Here is a 21,269-nt window from a genome sequence, read left to right as displayed (position 1 = left end):
GGTTGAACTATCCATGGTCCCCCATCCCCGGAGGCAAACGCCCCGGTCCCCCGGATCGATCCCGCGGCCGGGCTCGGTCGGTCGGTCTACGGGGGTCAGGCCGGGTCGTCGGCCAGCTCGGCGACACCGGTTATCCGGTGCAGCGCGAAGGTGCGCACCTCGTCGGCGGTGTGGTCGTACGCGGTGACGAAGCCGCCCTCCACCCGCATCGGGCCGATCACGCGCTGGCTCGCCGCGCCCTCCGCGTTGACGTAGCCGATCCACACCGACTCGCCGGTCAGCACCGCCGCCTGCATCGTCGCCAGCGTCTCGGCCGCGGCCGTACGGGGCAGCCGCCCGTGGCCGTGGCCGTCGACGGCAGGCCGGCCCGCGTGCTCCCGGCGGACCGCGGTCGAGGCCCGGTCGCCGGCCCGGATCGCCTTCACGGCCGCCCCGAGAAGCGTCGCGTCCGGGGCCGGAGGACCGTCCACCACGGGCACCGGTGCGCTGCGCGGCGGGGTGCGCCGGGCATCCGCCCGGGTGATCAGCACATCGCCCTCGGCGGACTCCGCGGCCGGCGCGTGGCCCAGCGCGCGCAGCCGCTCCAGCAGCGTCGCCGGATCGCTCTGGGCGGCCAGCACCGTCGGCGCCAGCCGGCGCAGCCCCAGGCCGGCCGCCCGGCGGTCGGCCAGCAGCTCGCTCAGCAGGGCGTCGTCGTCGCAGCGCACATACGCCGAGGCAGCACCGACGCGCAGCCGGCCGTGCCGGCGGGCGACGTCGTCCACGAGATAGCTCAGCGGCTGCGGCACGGGCGTTCGGGAATGCGCCGCGAGGAAGGCGTGCAGGTCGGCGGCGGTACGTCCGGCGTCCAGCGCCCGGCGCACCGACTCCGGGGTGAAGCGGAAGACCGTCGCGCCGCCCTTGGACTCCACGTCCGCCAGCACGTGCAGGGTCTCGGCCAGATGCGGCTGCAGGGGGCCCGGCGCGACCGCCGTCAGATCCGCCTGGAGCAGCACATGATCCAGCGGCTCCGGCAGCAGCGGCCCGAGCAGCGCCGCCGCCGCGTCCCCGGAGCGGTGCAGCAGCGCACGACCGTGCGCCGACAACGCGCCGCGGCCGGTGATGCCCAGCAGCTCGGCCTCCGACACCGTCCAGCGCACCAGGTCGGCCCGGAACGGGTCCAGCGCGGCGCCGCCCCGCAGCGGGCGCTCCCAGCGCAGCCGGGCCAGCAGCGCGTCCCCGTCCGCCGAGGCGCCATCGGGGAGCGCGGCCAGCAGCTCCAGCGTCCGCCGGCGCACCTCGGGCGCGAGCGATCGGTCCAGGTCCGGGCCGAGGGCGGCCAGCGCGCGGCCCTTCGCGTCCCGCGTGCCGACGACGCCGGGCACCCGGGTGGCGGCCAGCCACGCCGTCGCGAGCTCCGCCCACCGGTCCTCGGCGGGCAGCGCCAGCCACGCGTCGGCGGCAGGGGTGGGCGCGTACGCCTCGTCCACCTCTCCGTCCGCTGCGACCAGGCCCGCGGCGTACGCCAGCTCCAGCCAGAACGCGGCCAGCGGCTCCGGCACGTCCAGCGCCGTGGCCACCCGCTTCAGATCCCGCACGCTCAGCCCGCCGGCGCGCAGTACCTGCGGGCCGCCGGTCTCCCATTGCTTCAGCAGCTCCTCGACCGTGCGGACGGCCGTGAAGGCCTGGCCCGCGGCGGTCCTGTCCACAGCCTGTGGATCGTGTTCCTTCGCCTCCACCGCGGGCGCCGCCGGCTCGACGGACCGGTGCGCCCTGCCCTCGCGCAGATGCAGGGCCACCTCGCGGGGGAGGACGACGTTGCGCGCCCCGGCCGGCAGCAGCAGCCCCCGCTCCAGCAGCCAGGTCACCGGGGGCGGCGGCGACGACACGTCCGCCACCTCCCCGTACGGCGGACCCCACATCAGTTTGCGCAGCACCGCCCCCGCCTCCGGGGGCGCCCCGTCGAGCAGCGCCGCCATACGCGCCCGGTCGACGAAGAGCGAGGTCAACGCCTCCACCGCGCTCACCGGGTCATGCGTCGGCGGCAGCCCGGCCCCCGCGAGGACCTGCTGCAACCGCGTCGGCGACATGCCGGACGTCGCCTCCGCCACCGTCGGCCCCAGGCCGGTCGGCGAGGGGCTTCCCGCGGTCGGGGCCAGAAGGTCCCGCGCGGTGCGCACCAGGCGCAGCCGCTCCTCGCAGCCCCACAGCAGCGCCTGGGTCCGCAGCGTCGCCACGGCGCCGGGCAGCGCCTCCGCCGCCTCCGGGCCCATCAGAGCGGCGAGCGCCTCGTAGGGCGCGCCGTCCGGCGCCACGGCGAGCGCCTCGGCGGTCTGATGGGTGAACCGGTCCAGGCGTTCGAGGGCGCGGACGACGGAAGCCCGGGTGCCGGCCCGGGTCGCCAGCTGCGAGAGGTCGTTGGGGACCGGGTTCAGCAGGTCCGGGCGCGCCCGGAGCAGTGCGGTCAACGCTTCGTCGCCGCGGGCGCGCAGGTCCTCCGCGAGCGTGCGCGGCGCCGCCGCGGGGCCGTCAGTGCTCATCTCCCCCACATTAGCCCGGCCCGCCCCCGCCCACGGCGGGCCCGGGCCCCGGTTCTCCCCCGGCGTGTGCGCCGCGAGCCCGCAGGGTGAGCTGCGGACGGTGCGCAGGCGCGGCGCCTGTCCCATGGGCGGACCCCACCCAGCGCGGCCTCCCCGCCCGCTCCGTGCGCCCTTCCCGCGCCCCTGCGGCGTCGTGTGCGCCGGGGGCGCCGGGCCGGGGGTGACGTGCACCCGACCCCACCCCACGGCCGGCCCGGAGGGCGATAGCGTCGGCGCATGGGTGCGGAGGAGAGCGACCGGCTGGTACTGGACTACCTCAGCAAGGTGGGGGACCTGGCGCAGACGTCCCTGCCGGCGGACCGCCGGCGGGACCTCGTGGCACAGCTGCGCGAGGACATAGACCGGCAGCGGCGCGGCAGTGACAACCCGGCCGTGGTGCGGCGGATCCTGGGACGGATGGGCGCGCCCGACACGGTGGTGCAGGATGCCGCCGCCGTCCCCGCGCCCCGCGCCGCCCAGGCGCCGCCCCCGCAGGCGCCGCAGGCACCCGTGCCCCCGGAGCCGCAGTGGTGGCGGCTGCCCGAGCAGCGCACGCCGCCCCCGTCCGCCGCCCCGCCGCGCAGGCCCGTCCCCGGCGACGAACTCGACGGGCTCCCCGGCATGACCGGCGGCCTGCTCATCCCGCAGGTTCCCGAGGAGGAGGCGGCGGCCGCCGCCCGCTTCGCCGGGCAGAAGGAACCGGAGCCCGGCTCCGATCCCGACTCCGCGCCGGACGCCGAGCAGGACACCGCCCCCGCCGAGCGCCGCGCGAGGCGGCGGCGGTGGCGAGCCGGTTTCCTGGAGACCGCCGCCGCGCTCCTGCTGCTCGCCGGCGCCGCCCTCGGCTCCTGGATCGCCCTCCTCGCCGGCTGGGCCGTGGCGTACGGCTCACGCCGCCTGTCCCGCCGCGCGTCCCGGTTCGCCGCGCTCGGCCTGCCGGGGCTGACGGCGGGGGGCGCGCTGGTCTGGGTCTGGGGCCGCTTCGCCGGGCGGTGGGGCGAGCCGATCCCCGAGGGGGGCGTGGCCACCGCGCTCGCGGACGCGCTGCCCGTCGTCGTGCGGATCGCGGCGGTCGCCTCCGCCGCCTTCCTGCTCTGGTGGGGCGGCAGGGCCGGCCGGTCCCCTCGTTAGGGTGGCTGCCATGCCCGTTTCCCCGCAGACGTCCCCGATCACGGTCGGGTTCGACCTCGACATGACCCTGATCGACTCACGGCCCGGCATCAGGGCCGTGTACGAGCGCCTCGCGGCGGAGACCGGCGTCTTCATCGACGCCGCGCTCGCCGTGACCCGCCTCGGGCCGCCGCTCGACTGGGAGCTGGCGCACTGGTTCCCGGCGGAGGACGTCCCCGCGGTCGCCGACCGCTACCGCGAGCTCTACCCCGAGTTCGCCGTCGCCCCCACCCCGGCCATGCCCGGCGCGCGCGAGGCCGTCGCCGCCGTGCATGCCGCGGGCGGCCGGGTCGTCGTCGTCACCGCGAAGCACGAGCCGAACGCCAAGCTGCACCTCACGCACCTGGGCATCGAGGCCGACGAGGTGCGCGGCTGGCTGTGGGCCGAGGCGAAGGCGGAGGCGCTGACCGAGTACGGGGCGGCGGTCTACGTCGGGGACCACGTGGGGGACGTCGTCGGAGCCCGGACTGCCGGGGCGCTGTCCGTGGCGGTGGCCACGGGACCGGTCGCGGCGGACGAGCTGCGCGCCGCCGGCGCGGACGTCGTGCTCACCGACCTGACGGAGTTCCCCGCCTGGTTCGCCGCCTACCTCCCGGGACCGGACGCCGTCGCCTGACGGCTCTGTGCCCGCGCGGAGCGCAGCAGCCCGGCCAGGCCCAGCGCGAAGCCGACGCCCATGAGCATCGACACCAGGTAGGCGGCGGTCGGCAGCGGGTCGGACCCCAGGAAGAGCGGGGCCACGGTGGCCAGGGTGCCGAGGGCGCCGACGACGAAGACGGCGGCGCCGACGCGTACGAGGAGATCGCCGGGTTTCCGGGTTTCGTTGGTCACCCGACCAGGGTAGATCGCCGGGGAAGTCGCAGCGCACCGGCCGGATGACGGCCGGGAGCGGCAGCTCCGCAAAGTCTTGTCACACGCCCCTGGGCCATTAGCCTTATGGACGGCGGGTCTGCCAGAGGACCCGCTGTCTTGCTATCCAAGAGCTTTTTCGTGTCTACAGCGAGGACGAGGTCGGACGGTGCCTACCGGCAAGGTCAAGTGGTTCAACAGCGAGAAGGGCTTCGGCTTCCTCTCCCGCGACGACGGCGGCGACGTCTTCGTCCACTCCTCCGTCCTGCCGGACGGCGTGGCCACACTGAAGCCCGGGCAGCGCGTCGAGTTCGGGGTGGTCGCCGGGCAACGCGGCGACCAGGCCCTCTCGGTGACCCTGCTGGAGCCGGCGCCCTCCGTGGCGGCCGCGCAGCGGCGCAAGCCCGACGAGCTGCTGCCCATCGTGCAGGACCTCACCACGCTGCTGGAGGACGTCGCCCGCTCGCTGCAGCGCGGTCGTTACCCGGACAAGGCCCACGGCCACAAGATCGCCTCCGTCCTGCGCGTCGTCGCCGACCAGCTGGACGTCTGAGCCCTGCCCGGGTGCGGGCTCACACCTCGAGCGCGTGCGGACCGAGGGGCGGTACCAGCCCCTCGGCCGCGGCCCGGGTGAGCAGGCCGCGGACCGCCGCGTAGCCCTCCTCGCCGAGCGCCGCGGTGAACTCGTTGACGTACAGCCCGATGTGCTGGTCCGCCACCTTCGGGTCCATCTCCTGCGCGTGCTCCATGACGTAGCCGCGTGAGGCCTCCGGCTCGTCCCAGGCCATCCGGACGGATGCGCGGGCGGCGTCCGCCAGTTCGCGCAGCCGCTCCTCGCCGAGGGAGCGCTTGGCGATGATCGCGCCGAGCGGGATGGGCAGGCCGGTCGTCCGCTCCCAGTGCTCGCCCATGTCGGCGAGCTTGTGCAGGCCGTAGTCCTGGTAGGTGAAGCGCGCCTCGTGGATGACGAGTCCCGCGTCGACCCGGCCGTCCCGCACCGCAGGCATGATCTCGTGGAACGGCAGGACGACGATCTGCCCGACACCGCCCGGCACTTCGGCGGCCGCCCACAGCCTGAAGAGCAGATACGCCGTCGAGCGCTCGCTCGGCACCGCCACCGTGCGCCCGCTCAGGTCGGCGCCCCTGCCCGTGCCCTCGTCCCTGGTCAGCACGAGCGGACCGCAGCCACGGCCCAGCGCGCCGCCGCAGGGCAGCAGCGCGTACTCGTCGAGCACATAGGGCAGCACCGCGTACGAGACCTTCAGGATCTCGAACTCGCCGCGCTCGGCCATGCCGTTGGTGATGTCGATGTCGGCGAACGTCACGTCGATCGGTGGCGCGCCCGGGACCAGGCCGTGCGCCCAGGCGTGGAAGACGAAGGTGTCGTTGGGACACGGGGAGTAGGCGATCCGCAGCGCGCGCTCTTGGCTCATGTCCGTTCCCCAACGCCGAGTACGGCCGGTTCCTTCCCCAGCCGGGCGAAGGCGTCGGCGAGCGCCTCGAGCGCCTCGCCGATCCTCCAGGCCGCCCGGTCGCGCGGGCCCACGGGGTTGGACACCGTGCGGAGCTCCAGAACGGGCAGCTTGTGTGCCGCGGCGGCCTCCGCGACGCCGAAGCCCTCCATGGCCTCGGCCACCGCGCCTGGGTGACGGCGCGTCAGTTCTGCCGCCCGGGCCGCCGTACCGGTCGCCGTCGACACCGTCAGGACCGGCCCGTACGCCGCGCCGAGCACCTCGGCGACCCGGCGCGACAGCGCTTCGGGCGGACGGTGCTCGGAGGTGCCGAAGCCCAGTGCGGCGACCGGGAGGAAGCCCTCCGGGCCCTCGGCGCCCAGATCGGCGGCGACGAGGGCGTCGGCGACGACGGTCGCGCCGACCGGCGCGCCGGGCGGGAAGCCGCCGGCGATCCCGGCCGAGACGACGAGGGCGTACTCGGCCGCGGCGAGCGCCGCCGCCGTGCCGGCGGCGGCTGCCGCGGGCCCGACCCCGGCGGCCAGCACGTCCGCGAGCGCGGTGCGCAGCAGGACGCGGCCACCGGGCACGGGCCGCTCGGTGGCCGTGCCGCCGAGACCGCGGACGACCGCGTCGCGTTCCGCCGCGACGGCGGTGACGACGAGCAGGCGGGGCGTCATGTCCGGGGCCGGCGGGGGGTCAGCTCGCCGTCTCCAGCTTGAACTGCCAGACACCGAGGTAGTCCTGGCCGCCGCCGGTCTCGATGACGTTGAGCGTGACCTCGCCGGCCGGGGCGCCGGTCTGCGGGTCGGCGAGCAGGGTGTCGGCGTCGAGGGAGCGGTAGGTGGTGTCCTTCAGCAGCCCCGACTTGCCGGCGGTGCCTGTGGCCACGACCCAGCCCTTCTCGGCGATCGCGGGGTCGACGCCGATCCGCACCTTGTCGCCGGGCCGGACCGTGATGGTCTTCTCGGGCTTGCCCTGCAGGCAGTCGATGAAGTCCTTCTCCGACAGCTTCTTCCCGTCGAGGTAGCACTTGGCGGTGGCCTCGGTGGTCACGGTCCTGTCGCCGACGGTGACGGTCGCCAGGGGGGTCGGCTTCTCGCAGGCGGAGAGGGCGATCAGCCCGAGGGACACAGCACCGAGGGCGGCGGCACGGCGGCGATTGCTCATGAGGGTGAGGCTACCGGGCGGTCGTGCTCCCGCTACGCCGGGGGGCCCGCTCGTGTCCCCCGGCTGCCGCCTTCCGCGCGATGCCGAGGTCGGGCCGGGGCCGGGGCCGGGCTCACACCGTGCGCGGACGTGCCGCCGTCCCCCGGGAGCCGCGCAGCAGCCCGCGGACCGAGAAGACGACGCCGAGCGCCACCAGGGCCGCGCCCACCGCCATCCCGAGCGTGCCGTGGAGGGGCAGGAGGATGCCGATGGCGCCGCCCGACACCCACGCCAGCTGGAGGGCGGTCTCCGAGCGGGCGAACGCCGAGGTGCGCACCTCCTCCGGGACGTCGCGCTGGATCAGGGCGTCCAGCGAGAGCTTGCCCAGTGCCTGCGCGATGCCCGCCGCGGCCGCGACGAGGGCGATGGTCAGCACCCCGTACCAGGACGCCGCCACGCAGGTCGCCGCCAGGGCGGCGGCCAGCGCGACGATGATGATCCGCTCCGGTCCGCGGGCGCGCAGCCAGGAGCCCAGCGCGGTGCCGAAGGCGTTGCCGCCGCCGGCCGCCACGGCGACCGCGCCCAGCGCGACGGGCCCCGAGAGGCCGCCCACCGGATGCTCGCGCAGCAGGAACGCGAGGAAGAGCGTCAGGAACCCGGACAGCGCCCGCAGCGAGGCGTTGGCCTGCAGGGCGTGCAGCACCGGGCCTCCGACGCTCCGCAGTCCCGGCCGCTTCTCCTGCCACCGGCGGTCCGGGCGGTCGGGCCCGGCGTCCTCGCCCGCGCTCAGCTCCGCGCGTGCTTCGCCCTTGGCGGAGTCCACCCTGTGCGGGAGGGAGAAGGAGAGCAGTGTCCCGCAGACGAAGACGGCGAACGCCCCGTACAACGGCACGCCCGGCCCGATCAGATGCAGCAGTGCGCCGACCGGCGCGGCCACGGCCGTGGCCAGCAGACCCGTCAGGCTCACCCGCGAGTTCGCCTTCACCAGGGTGGTGCGCTCCGGCAGCAGCCGCGGCACCACGGCGCTGCGCACCACGCCGTACGCCTTCGAGGCCACGAGCACGCCCAGGGCGGCCGGGTACAGCTCCAGTCCGGCGGTCGCCACCACTCCTGCCATCGTCCAGGCCAGGATCGCGCGGGCCAGCATCGACATCGCCATCGCGGCGCGCCGCCCGTGCGGGATCCGGTCCAGCAGCGGCCCGACCACCGGGGCCAGCAGCGCGAACGGGGCCATCGTGACGAGCAGGTAGAGCGCCACCCGGCCGCGCGCCTCACCGGTCGGCACGGAGAAGAAGATCGTGCTGGCGAGCGCGACGGTGATCAGCATGTCGCCGGCCGAGTTCACCGCGTGCAGCTCGATCAGCTTCGCGAGCCCCGACTCGCCCGCCCCGTCCGCGTGCGTGTGGCGCCGGACGCGGCGCACCACGGCGGACGACGAACGCCGCGTGGCACGCGCGACGGCGCTCCCCGCCCTGCGAACCGGTCCTGGGCCGGACGTCACTGTGCGTGCCACGCACGCCAGTCTGCCCTACCGGGCGGCTTTCCGAACGGGGCGCGCACCGATAGCGTGCGATCGCGCAGAATGGAGTCATCAGGTGCGCCCGTGGACGTACGGGCAGGCAGCGTTTGAAGCGGTCCCCCGGTCCGCTCCGCCACCGCCCGCCCGACCCTCGGCGGCGCACGCATAAGACGGCGTAGGAGAGAATCGATTCTTGTGAGTGCTGCGATGCGAAGCCGTACCCCTGACCGCCTGTGCGCCGAGGCGGTCGACCTCGCCCTCGAAGCCGCCGTCGAGGCCTTCGGCGAGAAAGCGGTCGGCGAGCACCTCGGCACGGTCGCCGAGGGTGACAGGGTGGTGACGCATCTGTTCGCCTGCCGCGAGGCCGCCTACCGCGGCTGGCGCTGGGCGGTCACGCTCACCCGCGCCTCCCGTGCCAAGGCGGTCACCCTGGACGAGACGGTCCTGGTGCCCGGGCCGGACGCCGTCCTCGCGCCCGAATGGGTGCCGTGGAGCGAGCGTCTGCGCCCCGGTGACCTCGGCCCCGGCGATCTGCTGCCCACCGAGGCGGAGGACCTGCGCCTGGAGCCCGGCTTCTCCGGGGAGGACGCGCCGCCGCCGAACTCGCCGGTCTCGCACGAGATGGCCGACCTCGTCGAGGCCGAGGACGCCGACGTCTCCGGAGGTCCGCCCGCGGCCCTGCCGATGGCGCCGGCGGTCGGCTCGATCGCGGCCGTCGCGGAGGAGATCGGCATGGCCCGGCCGCGCGTGCTGTCCCGTTACGGGCTGCACGTCGCCGCGGACCGATGGGAGGACGAGTACGGCGCGAAGGCCCCCATGGCCCAGGCCGCCCCCGCCCAGTGCGTCTCCTGCGGCTTCCTCGTCCCTATCGCGGGCTCGCTGCGGCAGGCCTTCGGCATCTGCGCGAACGAGTTCTCCCCGGCGGACGGGCGCGTCGTCTCCCTCGCGTACGGGTGCGGCGCCCACTCCGAGGCCGCCGTGATGCCCAAGCCTCCCCGCCCGGCGCCGCCGGTCCTCGACGAGACCGCGGTGGAGCCGCTGCGCCTGCACCCGGACCGGCAGGGCTCCGTCGAGGACACGACCCCCGCCGAGGAACTCGGCCACAGCTGACGGCTCCGCCGGCGGGCGGCTCCGGCGGGTGCCGGGTGGCGCCGCCGGGCCGCGGGCCGGTGCGCGTGCGGGCTGATGCCCGCGGGTGTTGTGTCCGAGCGGGGGGCGCTGGGCACTGGTGGTGCGGGCTGATGCCCGGGGGTGCTGTGTCCGAGCGGGGGGCGCTGGGCACTGGTGGTGCGGGCTGATGCCCGGGGGTGCTGTGTCCGAGCGGGGGGTGCTGAGCACTGGTGGTGCGGGCTGATGCCCTGGGGGTGCGGGCTGATGCCCGGGGGTGCTGTGTCCGAGCGGGGCGCGCTGGGCACTGATGGTGCGGGCTGAGGCCCGGGGGGCGCTGGGCACTGGACCGCTCACGGCTCCGCCGGGCCGGGTCGGCGCTGCGGGCGCCCAGGATGTGTGCCCGAGCCGGTGCCCGCTGGGCGGCACTTCTATGAGCCGGCCGTGGCCGGCACCGCCGAAGGCGACCGCCCACCGGGGTTCGTGCCGTCCAGCCCTGCCCTTCCACGCCCGCCGTGACGTGCGCGCGGGGGCGCACCTGCGGCAGCGGCCGGTCGCCCGCGGCGCGTCCGGCGAGCCCGCCTGCCGCTCGGCGGCGACTTCGGGGCCCGGGACCGCGCCGCTGTCGGCGGTCTTGCCGGGCGGAGTGGCGGGGCTTGCGGGAGGGGTGGGGCCGCCCAGGAGCGCGGGCCCTGCGGATCTCCAAGGCGTCGTCGAGGCCGGGCCGTCCGGGTTGGGCACCGTTGACGCTTGGGCGGGTGGGGGGCGGCGAGGCTGCGGGCTGGTGAGCGCGGGTGCCCTCATGCGGCTGGTCTGTGCCGCCGGGTGGGGCGGCCAGGTCGGCGCGCCGCCCGGCCGTCTGTGAGGGCATCGCCTTGTGACGGGGGCTGTCGCCTACACCGGCCCGGGCCGGTACAGCGGTGGCGGTGCGGGTTGGTGCCGCGGGGCCTCCGGCCTGCTCGCGGCTTCGCCGGGCCGGTGGCGGCGCTGCGGGTGGCCCCGGGGTCGCGGCCGGACGGCACCGCGGGCCCGGGCCGCTGTGCGCTCGGTGCTGCTGCGTGCGGGCACCACACCCGCATGGGCCGCCCGGCCCCCGCGGGCACGCCGGGCGGCCGTGGCCGCGCACGCTGTAGCGTCGACCCGCACAGGGCATGCGAGTACGCGTGAGGAGAAGACGACGTGAGCGGGACCGCGATGGACCGGGGCGCAGATCCGTTCGGGACCGCACGGCTGCGGCGGGCCGTGCTGGACGCGTGGGCCGCGTCGCCCGCCCGGTTCCGGGAGGACGCCAACGCGGAGGAGGACCTCGCGCTCGGCGGCTACCGCGACCGACTCGTCGTCGAACTGGCCCAGAACGCCGCCGACGCGGCGGCCCGTGCCGGGGTGGCAGGCCGGCTGCGGCTGACCCTGCGCGAGGGGGTGCTCGCCGCCGCGAACACCGGGGCCCACCTGGACGCCGTGGGCGTGGAGTCGTTGTCGACGCTGCGGGCCAGCGCCAAGCGCGAGGACGGCGACCTGTCCGTCGGCCGCTTCGGCGTCGGCTTCTCCGCCGTGCTCGCGGTCAGCGACGAGCCCGCGATCCTCAGCCGCAGCGGCGGCGTGCGCTGGTCGCTGGCGGAGGCCCGGGACCTGGCGCGGGAGACCGGGGCGGGGTCTGCCGGGCTCGCCGACGAACTGCGCCGAAGGGACGGCCACGTACCGCTGCTGCGGCTGCCGCTGCCCGCCGAGGGAACCGCTCCGGAGGGCTACGACACGTGCGTCGTGCTGCCGCTGCGCGACGGCGCCGCCGCGGACCTCGCGGCGCGCCTGCTCGCCGGGATCGACGACGCGCTGCTGCTGTCCCTTCCGGGCCTCGCCGAGGTGGTCGTGGAGACGCCGGAGGGCGTGCGGACCTTGACCCGGGGTCAGGAGGACGGGCTGACCGTCGTCGTGGACAGCGCCGGCGGGACGACCCGCTGGCGCACCGTGAGCGAGGCCGGCGCGCTGGAGGCGGCGCTGCTGGCCGACCGCCCGGTCGAGGAGCGGCTGCGTCCGGTGTGGTCGGTGACCTGGGCCGTGCCGGTGGGCCGGGACGGCGCGCCCGAGCGGCCGCGGACCGCGCCCTTCGTGCACGCCCCGACGCCTACCGACGAACCGCTGGGGCTGCCCGCCCTGCTCATCGCCTCGCTGCCGCTGGACCCGAGCCGGCGCCACGCCGCGCCCGGCGCCCTCACCGGCTTCCTGGTCGCGCGGGCCGCCGAGTTGTACGTACGGCTGCTGGCGGACTGGCGGCCGGTCGCCGCGGGCATCGTGGACCTGGTGCCCGGCCCGCTGGGCAAGGGCGAACTCGACGCCGAACTGCGCCGCCACGTGCTGGAGCAACTGCCGCGCACCGCCTTCCTGCCGCGCGCCGCCGACGTGTCCGGAACCGACGAGGGGGACGACCTCCCGCCCGCGCTGCGCCCGGTGGAGGCCGAGGTCGTGGAGGGCGCCGGCGCGGAGACCGTCCGGGTGCTGGCGGAGGTCTTCCCGACGCTGCTGCCGCCAGGGCTGGAGCGCCGTCCCGAGCTGCGGGCCCTCGGGGTCGCCCGGTTGCCGCTGGGCGACGCGATCGACCGGCTGGCCGGGGTGGAGCGGCCCGCGGCCTGGTGGCGCCGACTCTACGACTCTCTGGCCGGCACCGACCCGGACCGGCTGAGCGGGCTCCCCGTGCCGCTCGCGGACGGCCGTACGGTCGTCGGACCGCGCCAGGTGCTGCTGCCGCTGCCCGAGATGGACAGCGTCTACGCCGACGAGGCCGTCCCGGCCGGCACCGCACTGCCCACCGCGTCGGAGCTGGGCCGGCTGGGCCTGAAAGTGGCCGATCCGCGGGCCGCGCACCCGCTGCTGGAGAAGCTCGGAGCCACCCCCGCGACGCCGCGCGCCGTCCTGACCACCCCGCAGGTGCGGGCCGCCGTGGCCGCGTCCCTGGACGCCGACGAGGCGTGGTACGACGGCGTCGGGGCGGATGCCGCCCCCGCGCTGGACGCGGAGGAGCTGGCCGAGGTCGTCCTGGGCCTGGTCCGGGCCGCGAACCTCGCCCCGGGCGACGAGCCGTGGCTGGCCGCGCTGGCCCTGACCGACGACGAGGGCGAGCTCGCCCCCGCCGGTGAACTGGTGCTGCCGGGCAGCGCCTTCGAGCGGGTCGTCCGGGAAGGGGAGCTGGGCCTGGTCGACGCGGACCTGGCGGCCCGCTGGGGCGAGCAGCCGCTGACCGCGGTCGGCGTGCTCGCCACCTTCGCGCTGGTGCGGGCCACCGACGTGGTGCTCGACCCGGACGAGCTGGAGCCCCGGGACGGCGACTGGGCCGAGCCGGACGACGCCGGGCTGCTTGACGCGGTCGACGTCTGGTGCGAGGACGTCCTGGACCAGCTGCCGGACACCGACGTGCCGCCGGTCGCCACCGAGATCGTCGCCGTGCGGGACCTCGACCTCGTCGACGACGACGCCTGGCCGCAGGCTCTGGCGATGCTCTCCGTGCCGCCGCTGCGCGACGCGGTCACCCAGCCGGTGCGGGTCCTGCTGCCGGACGGCACCACGCGCACCGTGCGGCCCTACACCGCGTGGTGGCTGCGCGACCACCCGGTCCTCGACGGCCGCCGCCCGGTCGGCCTGCGCGCCGCCGGCGGCGACCCGCTGCTCGCCGGGCTGTACGAGGACGCCGAGGCCGGGGCCGTCGACGACGAGGTGCTGCGCGCGCTCGGCGTGCGCACGTCCGTCCCGGCTCTGCTGGTCGAGCCGGGCGGCGCCGCCGAACTGCTCGCCCGCCTCGCCGACCCGGACTCCGCCGTCACCCCGGCCCAGCTGCACCGGCTCTACTCCGAGCTGGCCACCGTCGACCCCGAGCAGGTGACCCTCCCCGACGAGCTGCGAGCCGTCGTCGACGGCCGTGAGCCGCGCGTGGTCGACGCCGGGGAGGCCCTCGTCGCGGACGCGCCGGACCTGCTGCCGCTCGCCGCGGACCTGCCCCTGCTCCCGGTGCCGCCGGTCCGTGCCGCGGCGCTGGCCGAGTTGTTCCAGGTGCGTCGGCTCAGTGAGGCGTTCGACGCCCCGGTCGTCTCGCAGGGGGAACCGCACGACGTCGCGGACACGGTCCGCGAGCTGCTGCCGGGCGTCCCCCTGTCGTATGTCGAGCACGAGGAGTTGCTGGTCGCGGCCCCCGACGGCGGCACCGTCGAGCTCGACTGGCGGTGGGTCGACGGCACCCTGCACGCCGCCACGCTGGAAGGCGTCGCCGCGGGCCTGGCTTGGGCGGCCGGCGCCTGGCAGCGCCGCTTCGAGGTGGCGGCGCTGCTGGAGGACCCGACCCGTACGGAGGAGCTGGCCCGCGACCGCTGGTTCGACTGAGCCCCCTCAGCGGGGACCTGGCGCGCCCTCCCGCTCCGGCGCGGCGGTGTCGTCGTCCACGCGGCCGACGCGGCGCCAGACCAGCTCCAGCAGGAAGGCGGCGGCCGCCGCCACGGCGACGGCCGTCCAGGGGCCCCGCGTGCCGACCAGGCGGAGGGCGAAGAACTCCTGCAGCCAGGGGGTGACCAGCACGACGAGGAAACCGGCGCCCATGGCGAGGACCAGGCCGATCCGCCACCAGGTGTAGGGGCGTGCCACCAGCGCCAGCACCCAGGTCGCTATGAGGAAGAGGGTCAGCGTCGCGGCACTGGTCTCGGCCTCCAGCGCGCCGTCGCCGCGGTAATGGTGCCGGGCGAGCATGTACGTCACAAAGGTGGCGACGCCCGCGATCACCCCGGCGGGCAGCGAGTAGCGCATGACCCGGCGCACGAAGTGCGGCCTGGCCCGCTCGGTGTTGGGGGCCAGGGCGAGGAAGAAGGCGGGGACGCCGATGGTCAGCGTGGACAGCAGCGTCAGGTGCCGGGGGAGGAACGGGTAGGGCGCGTGCCAGATGATCACCAGCAGGGCGAGCAGGACCGAGTAGACGGTCTTGGTGAGGAAGAGGGTCGCGACGCGCGTGATGTTGCCGATGACGCGGCGGCCCTCGGCCACGACCGACGGGAGGGTCGAGAAGCTGTTGTCGAGCAGCACGATCTGGGCGACCGCCCGCGTCGCCTCCGAGCCGGACCCCATGGCAACGCCGATGTCCGCGTCCTTGAGGGCGAGGACGTCGTTGACGCCGTCCCCGGTCATCGCCACGGTGTGGCCGCCGGACTGCAGCGCGCCCACCATCTCCCGCTTCTGCCGCGGGGTGACCCGGCCGAAGACCGCGCCCCGGCCGATCTCGGCCGCCATGGGGCCGCGTTCGGCGGGCAGCTCGCGGGCGTCGACCGTCCGCTCGGCGCCGGGCAGCCCCAGCTTCCGGGCGACCGCGCCGACGGAGACCGCGTTGTCGCCGGAGATGACCTTGGCCTGGACGTCCTGCTCGGCGAAGTAGCGCAGGGTGGCGGCGGCGTCGGGGCGCAGCCGCTGCTCCAGGACGACCAGTGCGGCCGGGACGGCCGAGGCGTCCGCCGCCGGGTCGTCGAGGTCCGCGCCGGTCCGGGCGAGCAGCAGCACCCGCAGGCCGTGGGCGTTGAGGTCGTCGACCTCGCCCAGCGCAGGGTCGCCGGGGGCGAGCAGCACATCGGGGGCGCCGAGCAGCCAGGCGCTGCGTTCCCCGCCCGGTTCGGTGAACGCCGCGCCGCTGTATTTGCGGGCGGAGGAGAAGGGCAGCGCCTTTGTGACGTGCCAGCCGTCGCCGGGGGCGGGGAAGGCCGCGGCGACGGCGGTCAGCGTGGGGTTGGGGCGGGGATCGGCGGAGCTGACCGCGCCGAGCACCTGCCGCACGTAGGGCTCGGCCGGGCCGTCCAGCATCCGTAGTTCGGCGACGTCCATCGTGCCCTCGGTGAGGGTGCCGGTCTTGTCCAGGCACACCACGTCCACCCGGGCCAGGCCCTCGATCGCGGGCAGCTCCTGGACGAGGCACTGCCTGCGGCCCAGCCGGATGACGCCGATCGCGAAGGCCACCGAGGTCAGCAGGACCAGCCCCTCGGGCACCATCGGCACGATGCCGCCGACCATGCGGCGGACCGCCTCGCGCCAGTCGTTGCCCTCCAGGACGAGCTGGCTGACGATCAGGCCGATCGCGGTGGGGACCATCATCCACGTGACGTACTTGAGGATCCGGCTGATTCCGTTGCGCAGTTCGGAGCTGACGAGCGTGAAGCGGGTCGCCTCCTCGGCGAGTCGCGCGGCGTAGGCCTCCCGGCCGACCTTGGTCGCGGTGAAGGCCCCGCCGCCGGCGACGACGAAGCTGCCGGACATCACCAGGTCGCCGGGGTGCTTGACGACGGGGTCGGCCTCCCCGGTGAGCAGCGACTCGTCCACCTCCAGGCTGTCGGCCTCGGCCACCTCGCCGTCGACCACCACCTTGTCCCCCGGCCCGAGTTCGACGAGGTCGCCCAGGACGATGTCGGAGACGGAGACCTCATGGGCGACCCCGTCGCGGCGGACGGTGGGTTTCGCCTCGCCGATGACGGCGAGTCCGTCCAGGGTCTTCTTGGCGCGCCACTCCTGGAAGATGCCGATGCCGGTGTTGGCGATGATGACGAAGCCGAACAGGCCGTCCTGGATCGGCCCCACGACCAGGATGATCAGGAAGAGCACCCCGATGATCGCGTTGAAGCGGGTGAGGACGTTCGCGCGGACGATCTCCGCCAGCGAGCGGGACGAGCGCACGGGCACGTCGTTGACCTCGCCCCGCGCGACCCGCTCCGCCACCTCGGCGGCGGTCAGCCCGCCGAGCGTCGCCGGTCGTGTCGGTCCGGCCGCCTCCTGCCGCGTGCGTTCCGTCATGGCTTCGACGGTACGTGCCGGGCGCCGCGCGCGGCACGAGGAGCGGCGGGGGCGGGGAGCGGGGCGGTGTACGGCGGGGTGGTGGCGGCCCGTTCCGGGGCGGTCGCCGGGCGTGCCGGCGGCCCGGCGCGGGCGGGACGGACGCGGGCGGTAGGGGCGCGGGCGGTGGGGGCGCGGCTCAGCCCTGTCCGGCCTCCTGCGCGGCACGGGCCCGCTCGATCGCGTCCCGGCGGGCGCGGACGTACCACAGGCCGACGAGCCCGAGGCAGCCGCCGGCCAGGCAGGTCCAGATCCACCAGGCGTGGCCGTGGTCGGAGTACCAGCCGTAGAAGGGGAGCTGGACGAGGAAGAGCGCGAACCAGACGACCGTTCCGACGGTGACGGTCGCGACGTCGTTCGCCTCCAGGGGCGCCGGCGCCTCGCGCAGGCCGGTTGTCCCCTTGCTGTGGCTGCTGCTGCTCATGCGCACAGCGTACCGAGTGTCCCCGAGGGGTCTACGCGCGAAGATAGCCTTTGAAGCACTCGTATGTTCAACTGAAACGGTCCCTAGGGTGGCTGGTTTCCATCGTAGGAACCTCCAAATCCCTCTCTCGAGCCGGTCGATCGGCCTGGTCGACTCCGGCTTCGTGACCCGCATCCCGGACGCCGCGCACACCACCGTCCCGCTGCAACTGGGCACGGGCGGCCATCTGACCGGCTGGCCGGTGCTGATCTTCATCCTCGGCGCGCTGCTGACCCTCGGGCTGATCATCCGCAAGGTGCCCGGAGCCATCCTGATCAGCATCGTCGCGATGACGCTCCTGGCGCTCGTCGTGGACGCGGTGGCGAACGTCAAGGACGCCTCCTGGGGCCTGACCGTCCCGCAGTGGCCCGGCAACCCGGTCGCGCCCCCCGACTTCGGGCTGCTCGGCAAGGTGAGTCTGTTCGGCGGCTTCCAGGAGGTCGGTGTGCTCACCGGCGTCCTCTTCGTCTTCACCGTGCTGCTGAGCTGCTTCTTCGACGCGATGGGCACCATCCTCGGCGTCGCCGACGAGGCGCACCTGCTGGACTCCCGGGGCGACCTGCCCGGGATGAGCCGGGTCCTGATGGTCGACGGCGTCGCGACGGCGGCGGGCGGCCTGGCCTCCTGCTCGGCCAACATCTGCTACGCGGAGTCCACCGCCGGCACCGGTGAGGGAGCGCGCACCGGCCTCGCCTCGGTCGCCACCGGGCTGCTCTTCGTCGCCGCCCTGTTCTTCGCGCCGCTGGCCACGATGGTCCCGGCGCAGGCGGCCACCCCCGCGCTGGTCGCGGTGGGCTTCCTGATCATGGTGGGCAGCATCCGGGGGTTCGACTGGAGCGACTTCACGATCGCGGTCCCGGCGTTCCTGACGATGCTGCTCATGCCGTTCACCTACTCGATCACCAACGGCATCGGCATCGGGTTCATCACCTTCTGCGCGCTGCGGCTGGTGGCCGGGCGCGGCCGCGAGGTGCCGCCCGCGCTCTACGCGGTGGCGGCGGTCTTCGCCTTCTCCTACCTGATGCCGGCGCTGGGCCTGACGTGACCGCCCGCGTAGAACTGCTCGGTCTCGTCGACCGAGGCCTTGAGCCGTTCGTCGAAGTCATCGCGGGCGAGCGTCCGGACGATGTAGTCCTGGACGCTCATTCCGCGCTTCGCCGCGCGGGCCTGAAGGCGTTCGTGCAGCTCCTCGTCCACGCGCATGCTGAGCACTCTCGAAGCCATGCGCCCAAGGGTCGGGCGGGCCTCTTCGGCCATGCCTCGCTTTCCGGGCGGAAGTCACCCGTACGGGTGATTTTTCTGGTGGATGGGTTTGGTGGCCGCGGCGCTCTCGCCATTTTTACTTAGCATAGGTAATGAGCTAGTCTAATGAACGTGACCGAACTGTCCGAGGACGACCGCGCGGCGGTGAACACGCTGCGCGCCGCCGTGATGCGGCTCTCGCGCCGGCTGCGCCACCACCGGGTCGACGAGTCGCTGAGCCCGACGGAGATGTCCGTGCTGGGCACGCTCGCGCGCTGCGGATCCGCCACTCCGGGGGAGCTGGCCCGCAGGGAGCACGTACAGCCGCCGTCCATGACGCGGATCGTCGCCATGCTTGAGTCGAAGGGCCTGGTCCACCGGGACCCGCACCCCGACGACCGCAGGCAGGTCGTCGTCCGGCAGACAGAGCAGGCGGAGACGATGCTCGAGGAGAGCCGGGCCCGGCGCAACGCGTTCCTGGCCGAACTCATGGCCACCCTGACTGAGCAGGAACGCGCCGTGCTCAGGGAGGCGGCGCCCGTCCTGGAGAAGCTCGCTCACGCCGACACAAGGACCCGATGACGAGGAGGCGAGACCGGATTGAGTTCGGCAGCCGCATCAGACGCCGCACCCGAACCGACCAACCCTGAGAGGACCGGACCGGCCGGGGGCACGGCCGACCCGGCCGACCTGCCCATCCCGGCGGGCGCCGACGCCGCCGCGGGGGGTGCGGAGCCGGCCGGAACCTCCCGGGGCGACGGCGCCGGCCGCCCCGCCGCGCCGCCCGCGCCCGGCGGCATGTTCAGCTCGCTCCGCAACCGCAACTACCGGCTCTTCGCCGGCGGGGCGATCGTCTCCAACACCGGCACCTGGATGTCCCGCATCGCGCAGGACTGGCTGGTGCTGAGCCTCACCGGTTCCTCCTTCGCCGTGGGTATCACCACCGCGCTGCAGTTCCTCCCGATGCTCCTCTTCGGGCTCTACGGCGGCGTCATCGCCGACCGCTACCCCAAGCGCCGCATCCTGCTGACCACCCAGGCCCTCCTGGGACTGCTGGGCCTCGGCCTCGCCGCACTGACCCTCAGCGGCGCCGTGCAGGTCTGGCACGTGTACGCCATCGCCTTCGGCCTCGGCATGGTCACCGTCGTCGACAACCCGGCACGGCAGGCGTTCGTCGTCGAGATGGTGGGCCCCGCCGACGTCCGCAACGCCGTCTCCCTGAACTCCGCCAACTTCCAGAGCGCCCGGCTCATCGGCCCCGCCGTCGCGGGTGTGCTGATCACCGCGGTCGGCAGCGGCTGGGCGTTCCTCTTCAACGGCCTGTCCTTCCTCGCCCCGCTCGCCGGGCTGCTGCTCATGCGGCGCTCCGAGCTGTACGAGGTGCCCACCGCGCCGCGCGGCAAGGGCCAGCTGCGTGAGGGGCTGCGCTATGTCGCCGGGCGGCCCGAGCTGATCTGGCCCATCGTGCTGGTCGGCTTCATCGGCACCTTCGCCTACAACTTCCCGATCTGGCTCACCGCCTTCGCCGACCATGTCTTCCACGGCGACGCCGGGATGTACGGCCTGTTCAACACCGTCCTCGCGGTCGGCTCCGTGATCGGCGCGCTGCTGGCGGCCCGGCGCGGCAGCAGCCGGCTGCGGCTGCTGGTCGGCGCGGCGCTGGCCTTCGGGCTGCTGGAGGTCGTGGCGGCGCTGTCGCCGACGTACTGGATCTTCCTGGCGCTCATGCTGCCGATCGGCGTCTTCGGCCTGACCTTCAACACCACGGCCAACGCCAGTGTGCAGCTCGCCACCGACCCCGCCATGCGCGGCCGGGTCATGAGCCTGTTCATGATGGTCTTCGTGGGCGGCACCCCGCTGGGCGGGCCGCTCGTCGGCTGGGTCACCGATGTGTTCGGCGCCCGGATCGGCTTCCTGGCCGGCGGCCTGGTCGCCGCGGCGGCGGCGGCCTGCGTGGGGCTCGTGCTGGCCCGAATGGGCGGGCTGCGGCTCAAGATCGACCTGCATCGCGGCAAGGACCACAAGCTGATCGAGCTGGTGCCGCGGGAGCCGCAGCCGGTGGGGGCGGAGTCGGTGGCCGCCTGAGCGCGCTGCGGCGGTGGGCCGTGGCGTCCGCGCCGGGCCGGGCGGCGGCCTCGCCGCCCGGTCTCCGGCGGCGGACGCGCGGGCCCACGCCCCGCGGTCCCGCTCCTCGCGCAGGCGCGGCGCTTCCGCCGGTGCGTCCCCTTCATCGTTTCGAGTGAATGTGCGATCGGGGCGCCCCAGGCGGGCGCCGGCTGCGTGAGAATCGGAGCTGTCGTCACTCGGATACGCGGAGTCCCTGGAGGACCGATGAGCTCACAGCCCCATCGGGCGCCTCGGGCGGCCGCCGGTTCGTATGCGCCGGACGACCCGGAAACCGCGCTGAAGTACGCGATCCGGCACCACGGGGGGGACCGGGTGCAGATCGTCGAGGGGGTCATCCAGCAAGTGGTGCCACCTACCTGGGGGCATGAGAGGGCCGCCGCCATGATCCGTCGGCAGATCGACCCTGTCGTGCAGAAGATGGGCTGCCTTTCGGGCTCGGGGAATCTGGACCTCCCCGGCAGCGGCAACTGGTACGTGCCGGACCTGGCCGTCGTGCCGGAGGAGCTGGCGGAAGCCGATGCTCTCGTCCCCCACCAGACCCTGCTGGTGGTGGAGGTCACCTCTGACTCCAACGGCGACACGGACCGGATCGTCAAACGCCGGCGCTACGCCGAGTACGGTGCGCCCCTGTATCTGCTCGTCGACCGGCAGGAGCGCAGCTGCACCCTGTACGCGGAGCCGGGGGAGCTCGGTTACCGGTCGGTGGACGGCCCGCACCCCTTCGGCACGCCGCTGCGGCTGCCCGAGCCCTTCGGGCTCGAGCTGGACACCGCGGAGTTCTGAGGCCCGCACCC

The 21,269-nt window shown here is 75.0% G+C and carries 17 protein-coding genes and 1 pseudogene; 9 read left to right on the top strand and 9 right to left on the bottom strand.

Annotated features, from left to right (window positions below; genetic code table 11):
- Window positions 1-95: 95 nt before the first annotated feature.
- Complete coding sequence (locus AC3ET4_RS08815) at window positions 96-2,519, bottom strand: helicase-associated domain-containing protein (protein ID WP_431947729.1); 2,424 nt, start codon at window positions 2,517-2,519, stop codon at window positions 96-98.
- Between the two features lie 276 nt (window positions 2,520-2,795).
- Between AC3ET4_RS08815 and AC3ET4_RS08810 the strand changes: the two genes are divergently transcribed.
- Both AC3ET4_RS08810 and AC3ET4_RS08805 read left to right on the top strand, forming a co-directional pair.
- On the top strand, window positions 2,796-3,689 hold the full coding sequence (locus tag AC3ET4_RS08810; RefSeq protein WP_431947727.1) for an HAAS signaling domain-containing protein: 894 nt from the start codon (window positions 2,796-2,798) through the stop codon (window positions 3,687-3,689).
- Window positions 3,690-3,699: 10 nt separating this feature from the next.
- Window positions 3,700-4,344 (top strand): HAD family hydrolase, encoded by a 645-nt coding sequence (locus tag AC3ET4_RS08805; protein ID WP_431947725.1) that lies wholly within the window; start codon window positions 3,700-3,702, stop codon window positions 4,342-4,344.
- Here AC3ET4_RS08805 and AC3ET4_RS08800 read toward each other — a convergent pair.
- Complete coding sequence (locus AC3ET4_RS08800) at window positions 4,314-4,559, bottom strand: hypothetical protein (protein ID WP_431947723.1); 246 nt, start codon at window positions 4,557-4,559, stop codon at window positions 4,314-4,316. The genes AC3ET4_RS08805 and AC3ET4_RS08800 overlap by 31 nt on opposite strands.
- Before the next feature lie 187 nt (window positions 4,560-4,746).
- Between AC3ET4_RS08800 and AC3ET4_RS08795 the strand changes: the two genes are divergently transcribed.
- The gene (locus tag AC3ET4_RS08795) at window positions 4,747-5,130 is read left to right on the top strand and encodes a cold-shock protein (RefSeq protein ID WP_319161765.1); all 384 of its coding nucleotides are present in this window, start codon (window positions 4,747-4,749) and stop codon (window positions 5,128-5,130) included.
- A gap of 19 nt (window positions 5,131-5,149) precedes the next feature.
- Here AC3ET4_RS08795 and AC3ET4_RS08790 read toward each other — a convergent pair whose 3' ends face one another.
- From AC3ET4_RS08790 to AC3ET4_RS08775, 4 genes are all read right to left on the bottom strand, one after another.
- Window positions 5,150-6,010 carry a 1,4-dihydroxy-6-naphtoate synthase gene (locus AC3ET4_RS08790; protein ID WP_431947721.1) on the bottom strand — a complete coding sequence of 287 codons (861 nt, stop codon included), beginning with the start codon at window positions 6,008-6,010 and terminating at the stop codon, window positions 5,150-5,152.
- Window positions 6,007-6,708: a futalosine hydrolase gene (locus tag AC3ET4_RS08785; RefSeq protein WP_431947719.1), complete on the bottom strand. Its 702-nt coding sequence runs from the start codon at window positions 6,706-6,708 to the stop codon at window positions 6,007-6,009. Before AC3ET4_RS08785 ends, AC3ET4_RS08790 begins: the two co-directional genes overlap by 4 nt.
- Before the next feature lie 19 nt (window positions 6,709-6,727).
- Window positions 6,728-7,198 carry a hypothetical protein gene (locus AC3ET4_RS08780; protein ID WP_431947717.1) on the bottom strand — a complete coding sequence of 157 codons (471 nt, stop codon included), beginning with the start codon at window positions 7,196-7,198 and terminating at the stop codon, window positions 6,728-6,730.
- Window positions 7,199-7,310: 112 nt separating this feature from the next.
- Window positions 7,311-8,690 carry an MFS transporter gene (locus AC3ET4_RS08775; protein ID WP_431947715.1) on the bottom strand — a complete coding sequence of 460 codons (1,380 nt, stop codon included), beginning with the start codon at window positions 8,688-8,690 and terminating at the stop codon, window positions 7,311-7,313.
- A gap of 213 nt (window positions 8,691-8,903) precedes the next feature.
- Here AC3ET4_RS08775 and AC3ET4_RS08770 point away from each other — a divergent pair, with 213 nt between their 5' ends.
- Both AC3ET4_RS08770 and AC3ET4_RS08765 read left to right on the top strand, forming a co-directional pair.
- On the top strand, window positions 8,904-9,806 hold the full coding sequence (locus tag AC3ET4_RS08770) for a DUF3027 domain-containing protein (protein WP_431947713.1): 903 nt from the start codon (window positions 8,904-8,906) through the stop codon (window positions 9,804-9,806).
- A 1,191-nt stretch (window positions 9,807-10,997) separates the two neighbouring features.
- Window positions 10,998-14,168, top strand: a complete 3,171-nt coding sequence (locus AC3ET4_RS08765) for a sacsin N-terminal ATP-binding-like domain-containing protein (protein WP_431947751.1) — start codon at window positions 10,998-11,000, stop codon at window positions 14,166-14,168.
- A gap of 6 nt (window positions 14,169-14,174) precedes the next feature.
- On the opposite strand, the gene AC3ET4_RS08760 is transcribed toward AC3ET4_RS08765, so the two are convergent.
- Together AC3ET4_RS08760 and AC3ET4_RS08755 are read right to left on the bottom strand one after the other, a co-directional pair.
- Entirely contained in the window at window positions 14,175-16,604 is a 2,430-nt protein-coding gene (locus tag AC3ET4_RS08760; protein WP_431947711.1) for an HAD-IC family P-type ATPase, read from the bottom strand.
- Between the two features lie 178 nt (window positions 16,605-16,782).
- Window positions 16,783-17,067: a DUF2530 domain-containing protein gene (locus AC3ET4_RS08755; protein WP_431947709.1), complete on the bottom strand. Its 285-nt coding sequence runs from the start codon at window positions 17,065-17,067 to the stop codon at window positions 16,783-16,785.
- A 139-nt stretch (window positions 17,068-17,206) separates the two neighbouring features.
- Between AC3ET4_RS08755 and AC3ET4_RS08750 the strand changes: the two are divergent.
- A pseudogene (locus tag AC3ET4_RS08750) lies at window positions 17,207-18,151 on the top strand (solute carrier family 23 protein); the annotation flags it as partial.
- Here AC3ET4_RS08750 and AC3ET4_RS08745 read toward each other — a convergent pair.
- Window positions 18,121-18,330, bottom strand: coding sequence for a FitA-like ribbon-helix-helix domain-containing protein (locus AC3ET4_RS08745; RefSeq protein ID WP_431947707.1), 210 nt, complete (start codon window positions 18,328-18,330; stop codon window positions 18,121-18,123). The pseudogene AC3ET4_RS08750 and the gene AC3ET4_RS08745 sit on opposite strands and share 31 nt — an antisense overlap.
- A gap of 144 nt (window positions 18,331-18,474) precedes the next feature.
- On the opposite strand from AC3ET4_RS08745, the gene AC3ET4_RS08740 reads away from it, so the two are divergent.
- The 3 genes from AC3ET4_RS08740 (at window position 18,475) to AC3ET4_RS08730 (ending at window position 21,258) form a co-directional block, all read left to right on the top strand.
- A complete protein-coding gene (locus tag AC3ET4_RS08740; RefSeq protein WP_431947706.1) occupies window positions 18,475-18,930 on the top strand; it encodes a MarR family winged helix-turn-helix transcriptional regulator in 456 nt (151 codons plus the stop codon).
- Between the two features lie 18 nt (window positions 18,931-18,948).
- Window positions 18,949-20,433, top strand: a complete 1,485-nt coding sequence (locus AC3ET4_RS08735; protein ID WP_431947704.1) for an MFS transporter — start codon at window positions 18,949-18,951, stop codon at window positions 20,431-20,433.
- Window positions 20,434-20,679: 246 nt separating this feature from the next.
- Entirely contained in the window at window positions 20,680-21,258 is a 579-nt protein-coding gene (locus AC3ET4_RS08730; protein ID WP_431947702.1) for a Uma2 family endonuclease, read from the top strand.
- Window positions 21,259-21,269 lie beyond the last annotated feature (11 nt).

Source organism: Actinacidiphila sp. bgisy167 (genome assembly GCF_057707665.1).
This window is presented reverse-complemented; position numbering and strand designations above follow the sequence as displayed.

Bases quoted from the DNA above. Each gene is read 5' to 3' on its own strand.
- AC3ET4_RS08815 (WP_431947729.1), bottom strand. From the start codon at position 2,519: ATGAGCACTGACGGCCCCGCGGCGGCGCCGCGCACGCTCGCGGAGGAC.
- AC3ET4_RS08810 (WP_431947727.1), top strand. From the start codon at position 2,796: ATGGGTGCGGAGGAGAGCGACCGGCTGGTACTGGACTACCTCAGCAAG.
- AC3ET4_RS08805 (WP_431947725.1), top strand. From the start codon at position 3,700: ATGCCCGTTTCCCCGCAGACGTCCCCGATCACGGTCGGGTTCGACCTC.
- AC3ET4_RS08790 (WP_431947721.1), bottom strand. From the start codon at position 6,010: ATGAGCCAAGAGCGCGCGCTGCGGATCGCCTACTCCCCGTGTCCCAAC.
- AC3ET4_RS08785 (WP_431947719.1), bottom strand. From the start codon at position 6,708: ATGACGCCCCGCCTGCTCGTCGTCACCGCCGTCGCGGCGGAACGCGAC.
- AC3ET4_RS08780 (WP_431947717.1), bottom strand. From the start codon at position 7,198: ATGAGCAATCGCCGCCGTGCCGCCGCCCTCGGTGCTGTGTCCCTCGGG.
- AC3ET4_RS08770 (WP_431947713.1), top strand. From the start codon at position 8,904: ATGCGAAGCCGTACCCCTGACCGCCTGTGCGCCGAGGCGGTCGACCTC.
- AC3ET4_RS08765 (WP_431947751.1), top strand. From the start codon at position 10,998: ATGGACCGGGGCGCAGATCCGTTCGGGACCGCACGGCTGCGGCGGGCC.
- AC3ET4_RS08760 (WP_431947711.1), bottom strand. From the start codon at position 16,604: ATGACGGAACGCACGCGGCAGGAGGCGGCCGGACCGACACGACCGGCG.
- AC3ET4_RS08755 (WP_431947709.1), bottom strand. From the start codon at position 17,067: ATGAGCAGCAGCAGCCACAGCAAGGGGACAACCGGCCTGCGCGAGGCG.
- AC3ET4_RS08745 (WP_431947707.1), bottom strand. From the start codon at position 18,330: ATGGCTTCGAGAGTGCTCAGCATGCGCGTGGACGAGGAGCTGCACGAA.
- AC3ET4_RS08740 (WP_431947706.1), top strand. From the start codon at position 18,475: ATGAACGTGACCGAACTGTCCGAGGACGACCGCGCGGCGGTGAACACG.
- AC3ET4_RS08730 (WP_431947702.1), top strand. From the start codon at position 20,680: ATGAGCTCACAGCCCCATCGGGCGCCTCGGGCGGCCGCCGGTTCGTAT.